The following is a 6,149-nucleotide window of genomic DNA, read 5'->3' as shown; positions in this document are numbered from 1 at the left end:
CCCCCTGGACGGCCATGGCCGTGGCGAAGGGGTCGGCTGGGCTGTGGACCTCGCCGCGGCGCAGCAGAACGGTGCGCGGCGGGTCGTGCGGGGCGGCGCTGACGGCGGCCGGTTGGCAGCCGGGCCGGCTGCACGCGGCGCAGGCCGAGCGGTGGGCCGACGCGCTCAGCGGGCACCGTTCCCCGCACGGGCACCCGCACCAGCTGTTTCCGGCCGCGTTCGAGGCGTGGGCCGAGTTGGGGGCCGTCACGCTGCGCCCGACCGGTCCCGGGGTGGAGCTCGCGGCCGGCACCGTGGTGATCGACCCGCTGCTCGGCCGGCACTGGGCCAGGACGCTGGGCGAGTTGGGGCGCGCGTTGGGCACGGAGCTGTGCCCGCTGGGCGCCGAGGGCGGCGGCACGGCCCTGTTGGCGGTGGACCGCCAGGGGCGGCTCTACTGCGTCGACCACACGGGCGACTGGTATCTGGGCCACGACGTGCTGACCGGGCTCAGCACGTTACTGACCGGGACGCGCCCGCACCGTCTGGTGCCCCCCGACCCGGACTGAGCCGGGGGCCCGGCGGGGCCGCCGGCTACCCGGGCCGGCGGTTACCGGGCCGGCGGCCGTTCCGCCGCGCGGATCGTGTCGCGGTAGGCGCGGGCCGCGCCGCGGAGCGCGGTCTCCGGGTCGACGCCGGCCGCCTCCGCCTCGGCGGCCAGCACGAGCAGGCGGTAGCCGTAGTCGTCGGCCCGCCCGGCCGGCGCCGCCGGCTCGGCGGGCCCGGGCAGCGGCAGGCCGGCGTGGCGGGCGCGGGCGGTGAGCTTGGTGGCCAGGGCGAGGCCCGGCTGGGAGAGCGGCACGCCGTCCGTCACCGACTCGCGCCGCTTCTCCTCGGCCTTGGCGGCGAACCAGAGCGCCTTGACGTCCTCGGGTGTCTCGGCGTGCGCGTCGCCGAAGACGTGCGGGTGGCGGCGGACCAGCTTGGCGACGATGCCGGCGGCCACGTCGTCGATGTCGAAGGGCTCCTCGGGGTTCTCCTCGGCGATCCTGGCGTGGAAGATCACCTGGAGGAGCACGTCGCCCAGCTCCTCCCTGATCTCCGCCGCGTCGCCGGACTCGATGGCCTCGACCAGCTCGTAGACCTCCTCGACGCCGTACCTGGCGAGGCCGGCGCTGGTCTGCGTCGCGGACCAGGGGCACTCGGCGCGGACCCGGTCCATCACCTGGACCAGGTCGAGCAGCCGCGCGCCCGGCAGGTCGTAGGAGCCGGGCAGCAGTTCGAGGGCGGGCAGGGCGGTGACCCGGCCGGAGCCGGCCAGCGCCGCCAGCTCCTCGGTGAGCCGCGGCTCGCCGTCGGCGGCGGACAGCACCACCACGGAACGGTCGCCGGCGCAGGCCGCCACCAGTTCGGTGGCGCGCGGGTCCCGCGTCTCGACGGTGACGCCGGCGTCCTTGAGGTAGGGGAGCTGCGGGTGCCCGGCGTCCCGGCAGAGCACCAGGTCGGCGTCGCGCAGCTCCTGCCAGGCCGGCCAGGACAGCAGCCCGGGGGCCACCCGGTGGGTGGTGGTCAGCAGCACGATGCGGCCGGCGCGGGCGGCGCCGTTGGCGCCGTTGGCACCGGGGGAGCCGTCGTTGTCGTCGGTGGTGGTGCCGCGGGCCGGCGCGTCGTCGGTCGTCACGCGTTCGAGCGTAGCCGGCCGCCCCGGCGGGCTACGCCGGGTCGACGATCGGCAGGTCGTCGACCTGCTCGCCGCTCCGCAGCCACGGCTCGTCGGCCGCGACCAGCATGACCTGGGCGGCGTCCCACTCGCCGAACCGCGGGTTGATGTCCACCCCGACCCGGTTCGCGGTGCGGGTCAGCTCGTCGATGAACAGCTGCTGGCCGTTCGGGTCGAGGTCGGCGCCGATCCGCTGGGCGAGGCCCTGGAACAGCAGCTGGCTGCGGATCGTGGCGTCGATCTGGTCGTCGCCGGCCAGCGGGACGCCGCCCTGCGGCATCAACGCGGCCTGTCGCAGCTGCTCCTCGCCGCCGATGTTGGCGACGACGTTGGCCCGCTCCTCCTGCACCTGCCGGCGGGTCACCTCGACGCCGGCGTCGGCGGCGGCCTGCTCCAGGACCTCCATGTACACCAGGGAGTTGACCGTCTGCTGGGTCAACCCGGCGGTGGTGGAGATCAGTTCGTCCGCGTTGGGCTGCTCGCGCTGCGCGTCGCGCACGGCGTCGACGCTTGCCTGCACGGAGGCCAGCGAGATGCTGCGGTCGCCCACGACGGCCGCGTCGCCGGGGCGGGCGTCCGTGGAGCAGCCGGTCAGCAGCGGGGTGGCGGCGAGCAGCGCGACGGCGGCGGCGGATACGGACAGCGCGGACGTACGGCGACGCTTCACTTGAGCACTCCCGTGTGCTGATGATCCGGTCGGTCGGTGGCTGCTCGATCCTATGCAGACGAAGCGGCGAAGACCAGGTCATCGTCACCCGCACCGTGGGGGCCACGCCGGGGTGAACCGCCGGTGAACGTTCGGCGACCCCGCCGGCGTGGTCCTGACGTGGTGCGGCGGCGACTTGACCTTTCCCCTACGGGAGGTACCACCCTTGGGCAGGGGTCCCCTAGGGGTAAAGCACGACTTTCTCCGACCCCAGGGTCGTTCTTGGGGGCGACGCGGAGCCGGCAGGGGGTTGCCTAGGCTCTGGGGAGAATTCGTGCAGGGGCCCGAAAAGAACCGAATCCACACTCTTTGCTTCGCTCTTCGAAGGAGACGGAACGTGACAACGGCTGTAGTGAATCCGACGACCGGGGGCAGCGGAGGGCACTCGGCCGTGGCCGCGCGAGCGGAGGGCGTGGTCAAGGCCTACGGCTCGGGCGAGACCCGGGTGGTGGCCCTGGACAACGTGTCGGTCGACATCGAGCGCGGTGGCTTCACGGCGATCATGGGGCCTTCGGGGTCCGGTAAGTCGACGTTGATGCACTGTCTGGCGGGTCTGGACACGGTCTCCAGCGGGCGGATCTGGATCGGGTCCACGGAGATCACCGGGCTGAAGGACAAGAAGCTCACCAAGCTGCGCCGCGACCACATCGGCTTCATCTTCCAGGCGTTCAACCTGCTGCCCACCCTCAACGCCATCGAGAACATCACCCTCCCGATGGACATAGCCGGCCGCAAGGCCGACACCGAGTGGCTCGACCGCGTCGTCACCACCGTCGGCCTCGCCGACCGCCTCAAGCACCGCCCCAACCAACTCTCCGGCGGCCAGCAGCAGCGCGTCGCCGTCGCCCGCGCCCTCGCCGCCCGACCCGAGATCATCTTCGGCGACGAACCCACCGGAAACCTCGACTCCCGCGCCGGCGCCGAAGTCCTCGGCTTCCTCCGCCGCTCCGTCGACGAACTCGGCCAAACCATCGTCATGGTCACCCACGACCCCGTCGCCGCCGCCTACGCCGACCGCATCGTCTTCCTGGCCGACGGCCGCATCGTCGACGAGATGCGCGAGCCGACGGCCGACCGGGTGCTGGACCGCATGCGTGGCTTCGACGCCCAGGGGCGTACGTCGTGACCGTCCTCAAGACCTCGCTGCGCAGCTTCTTCTCCCACAAGGGCCGGATGGCCCTCTCGGGGATGGCCGTGGTGCTCTCGGTGGCGTTCGTCTGCGGCACCCTGGTGTTCACCGCCACCATGAACACCACGTTCGACAAGCTCTTCGCCCAGTCCGCCTCGAACGTCATGATCGCGCCCGCCGAGGACGGGGACGAGGGCAGCTCGTTCGAGGACACCGGCCCCGCCACCGGCATCCCGGACGCCGTGCCGGCCTCGGTGGTCGACGAGATCTCCTCGGTCGACGGCGTCGCCGAGGTCACCGGCAACGTCGCGGCCTCCAACGCCGTCGCCGCCGACGCGGACAACGAGAACCTCGGCCCCACCACCGGCGCCCCGACCATCGTCACCAACTGGTCGGACATCGAGCTGCGCACCTCGGAGATCCGCGAGGGCGCGGCGCCGTCCGGGCCGGGCCAGGTCATGGTCGACGGCGACACCGCCGACAACAAGGACATCGCCGTCGGCGACCCGATCCGGCTGATCACCGCCATCGGCGACTACGAGACCACGGTCAGCGGCATCGTCGACTTCACCGTCACCAACCCCGGCGCCGCGATCTTCTACCTCGACCTCCCGACCGCCCAGGAGTACCTGCTGGGCGGGGCCGACGGCTACACCCAGATCTACGTCGACTCCACCGGCGCCGTCAGCGACACCGACCTCAAGTCGGCCATCGCCTCCGTCGTCGGCGCCGACACCTACAAGCTCCAGACCTCCGACGAGTACATCGAGGAGAACCGCGACGCCCTCGGCGACGTCCTGTCGATCCTCGAGTACGTGCTGCTCGGCTTCGCCGGCCTGGCGCTGCTGGTCGGGATCTTCCTGATCGTCAACACCTTCTCCATGCTGGTCGCCCAGCGCACCCGGGAGATCGGCCTGATGCGGGCCATCGGCTCCAGCCGCCGCCAGGTCAACCGCTCGGTGCTCATCGAGGCGCTGCTCCTCGGCGTCATCGGCTCGGTGCTCGGCTTCGGCGTCGGCATCGGCATCGCCGTGGGCCTGATGGCCCTGATGAGCGCGGTCGGCATGAACCTCAGCACCGAGGACCTGACGATCAACCCGAACGTGCCGATCGTCGGCATCGTGCTCGGCGTCGTCGTCACGCTGCTCGCCGCCTACATCCCGGCCCGCCGGGCCGGCAAGATCAGCCCGATGGCCGCGCTGCGCGACGCCGGCATGCCGGACGACGTCCGGGCCGGCCGGATCCGCGCCGGCCTCGGTGCGGCCTTCACGCTCCTCGGCCTCGGCGCCCTGGCCGCCACCGCCTCGGTCGACTCGGCCGCGGACGGCGCGGGCTTCCTCGCCATCGGCGTGGTGCTCAGCCTCGTCGGCCTGATCCTGGTCGGCCCGGCCCTGGTGGGCCTGGTGGTCCGCGGGCTCAGCGCGGTGCTGCTCCGCGGCTTCGGCTCCGTCGGCCGGCTCGCCGAGCGCAACGCGCTGCGCAACCCGCGCCGCACGGGCGCCACCGCCTCCGCCCTGATGATCGGCCTCGCGCTGGTCGCCGGGCTCTCGGTGGTCGGCTCCTCGATGGTGGCCTCCGCGACCGAGGAGATAGACGAGTCGGCCGGCGCCGACTACATCATCACCACCTCCAACTTCATGCCGGTCCTCCCCGAGGCCAGCGCGGCGGTGCGGGGCGTGGCGGAGCTCGACCACGTCACCGAGATCCGGTACATGGAGACGGCCGTCGTCATGCCGAACGGCGAGGACGTCGACGTCGACCTGACCGCCGCCGACCCGACCTACCAGCAGGACTTCGCCATGGACGTGGTCGAGGGCGACCTCGACGAGGCGTTCGGCCCCGGCTCCATCTCGGTGGGCAGCGACGACGCGGAGGAGTACGGCATCGGGATCGGCGACGAACTGCCGGTCGCCTTCGACGGCGGGGAGTCGGTCACCCTCACGGTGCGGGCGATCCTCTCCAGCGACGCCATGGTCAGCAACGGCACCTGGTACGTCTCCACGGAGACCGCCAGGAGCGCCGTCCCCGAGGAGGCCATGCCGCTGCCGGGCATGCTCTTCGCCGGCGCGGTCGACGGCCAGGAGGACGCGGCGCGCACCGCGCTCGACGCGGCCATGAACCCCTATCCGCAGATGGAGGTCCGCGACCAGGCCGAGTACAAGGAGCTGATCCAGGACCAGGTCGGGCAGCTGCTCAACATGGTCTACGGCCTGCTGGCGCTGGCGATCATCGTCGCGATCCTCGGCGTGATCAACACCCTCGCCCTCTCGGTGGTGGAGCGCACACGGGAGATCGGCCTGATGCGGGCGATCGGCCTGTCGCGGCGGCAGCTGCGGCGGATGATCCGCCTGGAGTCGGTCGTCATCGCCCTCTTCGGCGCGCTCCTCGGCCTCGTCCTCGGCCTCGCCTGGGGCGCGGCGGGCCAGCAGCTGATGGCGCTCGAAGGGATGCGGGTCCTGGAGATCCCGTGGTCCACGATCATCACGGTCTTCATCGGCTCCGCGGTGGTGGGCCTGCTGGCGGCCCTGATGCCGGCGTTCCGGGCCGGCCGGATGAACGTCCTCAACGCGATCGCCACCGAGTAGCGACGGCCGGGGGTTTTCCCCCCACCCACC

5 protein-coding genes are annotated in these 6,149 nt (G+C 72.5%); 3 read left to right on the top strand and 2 right to left on the bottom strand.

The features are described from left to right. The first annotated feature begins 98 nt into the window (after nucleotides 1-98). Nucleotides 99-548, top strand: a complete 450-nt coding sequence (locus E1283_RS29950; RefSeq protein ID WP_425086253.1) for an SUKH-3 domain-containing protein — start codon at nucleotides 99-101, stop codon at nucleotides 546-548. 41 nt (nucleotides 549-589) lie between these two features. Here the strand turns inward: E1283_RS29950 and E1283_RS29945 are convergent, their stop codons facing one another. Together E1283_RS29945 and E1283_RS29940 are read right to left on the bottom strand one after the other, a co-directional pair. Beyond that, nucleotides 590-1,660, bottom strand: a complete 1,071-nt coding sequence (locus E1283_RS29945) for a nucleoside triphosphate pyrophosphohydrolase (RefSeq protein WP_132821306.1) — start codon at nucleotides 1,658-1,660, stop codon at nucleotides 590-592. Nucleotides 1,661-1,691: 31 nt separating this feature from the next. After that, the gene (locus E1283_RS29940) at nucleotides 1,692-2,366 is read right to left on the bottom strand and encodes a SurA N-terminal domain-containing protein (RefSeq protein ID WP_165956298.1); all 675 of its coding nucleotides are present in this window, start codon (nucleotides 2,364-2,366) and stop codon (nucleotides 1,692-1,694) included. A 376-nt stretch (nucleotides 2,367-2,742) separates the two neighbouring features. On the opposite strand from E1283_RS29940, the gene E1283_RS29935 reads away from it, so the two are divergent. Together E1283_RS29935 and E1283_RS29930 are read left to right on the top strand one after the other, a co-directional pair. Next, entirely contained in the window at nucleotides 2,743-3,531 is a 789-nt protein-coding gene (locus E1283_RS29935) for an ABC transporter ATP-binding protein (RefSeq protein WP_132821304.1), read from the top strand. Further along, complete coding sequence (locus E1283_RS29930) at nucleotides 3,528-6,119, top strand: FtsX-like permease family protein (protein ID WP_132821303.1); 2,592 nt, start codon at nucleotides 3,528-3,530, stop codon at nucleotides 6,117-6,119. Before E1283_RS29935 ends, E1283_RS29930 begins: the two co-directional genes overlap by 4 nt. The last annotated feature ends 30 nt before the right edge of the window (nucleotides 6,120-6,149 follow it).

The organism is Streptomyces hainanensis (assembly GCF_004348415.1).
In the GTDB taxonomy this organism is placed as follows: domain Bacteria; phylum Actinomycetota; class Actinomycetes; order Streptomycetales; family Streptomycetaceae; genus Streptomyces; species Streptomyces hainanensis.
This window is presented reverse-complemented; position numbering and strand designations above follow the sequence as displayed.